The organism is Acidithiobacillus sp. (genome assembly GCF_023255755.1).
Taxonomy (GTDB): Bacteria; Pseudomonadota; Gammaproteobacteria; order Acidithiobacillales; family Acidithiobacillaceae; genus Acidithiobacillus.
The window spans coordinates 1-1,879 of sequence record NZ_JAGDVS010000036.1; the positions used below are offsets into that span (position 1 = coordinate 1).

Annotated in this window: 2 protein-coding genes; both read left to right on the forward strand. The window is 51.8% G+C overall.

Annotation, left to right across the window (positions count from 1 at the left end; translation table 11 throughout):
- Nucleotides 1–138 precede the first annotated feature (138 nt).
- Nucleotides 139–1,284 (forward strand): hypothetical protein, encoded by a 1,146-nt coding sequence (locus Q0C48_RS02745; protein WP_291521316.1) that lies wholly within the window; start codon nt 139–141, stop codon nt 1,282–1,284.
- The gene (locus Q0C48_RS02750) at nt 1,284–1,601 is read left to right on the forward strand and encodes a hypothetical protein (RefSeq protein ID WP_291521318.1); all 318 of its coding nucleotides are present in this window, start codon (nt 1,284–1,286) and stop codon (nt 1,599–1,601) included. Before Q0C48_RS02745 ends, Q0C48_RS02750 begins: the two co-directional genes overlap by 1 nt.
- Nucleotides 1,602–1,879 lie beyond the last annotated feature (278 nt).

Genomic DNA, 1,879 nt, shown 5'->3' on the forward strand with positions numbered 1-1,879 from the left:
GTGTATAAGAGACAGGTCATGATGTGCGCAGCAGGCTCGCCCAAAGGCGAGACTGCGAAGGCCGTTTAACGCATGCGCGGCGACACGGACGCGAGCTGCTACACTCTCCGCGTTGCCACTCATACAGCGCAGAACACCATGCAATCCACCCCAGTTTATTTGCAGCGACTGGCTGCACTCAAAATCGCAGCAGAAAAAAAGCAGCAATTCAATTCAATCGAAGAGCTGCGGATAATAAAGGCCATGATTGTTTTGTCATTTCTGATTGAATTTCAGTGTGCCACGGCGCAGACTCTTTTATCTCTTCTGGACATAAAAAACAACGCAATTTTGACGCATCTTCGGAAAAACAGGCTTATCAAAATTTTCCGATGGCAAAATTCACAGGTTTATGTCCCGACTGAAATTGGAAAGCGCTGGCTACTCAGCCACATCACCGATGAAAAAGAAATGGAGCAGGTGAGAGATACCCCAATCCGGCGAAAAATCAGCGGTTATTCTGCGGAGCATGATATTCTCGTTCAAAATGCGGCAATAAACTATGCAAAAAAGAATGAAAGCCAATATGGTAAATGGCGCATATTCAAACCGCGAAAAACTCAAATCACCGGCAAAGTGCCCGATGCGTTAATCATATTCAATAAAGAATATGTAAATCATAAAGTGTATATCGAGGTCGAGCGAACGCGAAAAAAACCAGTTGACGTTATATGCTCTTATTTGCGCACAGCGGAATTGATTGATACTGACGCGAGGGCCGTTATATTATGCGCAAATAAAAAAATCTATAACGATTATCTAGCATTGGGTTTTGCTTTTACGCAATGCGGAATGCATATTCCAGACTGCCAGAAAAATAATGCAGGGGCGATTGAAAGATATATGCTCGGCGCAGCAAATTGGAAATGGGCGTATGACCAGCCAAAAAGAATAGAAGTGGCTCAGATTGATGAATTTGGTGCATCAATAAATCAGCACCTAGATTTTGAAAGCGCAATGTTTACAGAAGTTTTCTGGATGTGCGCCCTCCATCAGGAAGTTCAGGACTGGAGGCACTGGGCAAGAGTTGGGGCAAGAGAGATTGTCTCAGAGCGCGAAAATGCAGATGATTATTTAACAGAAGATGAGATCGAGAAAATCAATCAAAAAATCGCTGATCTCAGTGCGGAATTGATTTCAGCCCTAGCAGGGGAAGGGTTGGAGGAAGATAACCCCATGAGATCATCCAATGATTTGCGAAGAGCGCGAGAAAGATGGGCGGACGCACGAGTGGAGGGTTTGTGATGGCCGACACGTCGCCCGAGCCCGATCTGCAACCGACGCAACCGACGGACGTCCAGCCCTTGCTGACCAACGCCCGCGCACGGCGGGAATGGGACTGGATCGTTCGCCAGGTGGGTCTGGAACGGGCGCTGGAGGCCTTACGGCACCTGGGCAATAGGAAGCCCTACCCCTTGAACGTTGCACGGCACCTGCGGCTGCAAATCCCGGCCGTGCTGGCCAAGGAGCCAGAGGCACCGCAGAAACCCCCATCGATCCCCCCGGAAGTCCAGCAACGGCTTGAGGCGCTAGCCCAAAAACTCAAGCGCCATCCATTCTGAACCGCACCACAGGACACAGGGCAGCAAAACAACAAGACAGACAAAAAGTGTGGGCCGAAGGCCCACACATGGGCTGCGCGCGTCGCGCTTGCCCGACGAGGGCCCGCCGCCTGAGGGCGGCTCTGCGGCTGAGGCCGCAGGCCCGGCCTGGCGTGAGCGCCAGGCCATTCTCTGAGAGATTGAAGCCCAAAACACCGCGCCCACCGGAGGTGTAGACCGGGGTTGGTTGCGGGGGGAGCCGCCAAAGGCGGGGGGCCGCTAGGCCCCCTGGGGGTCGA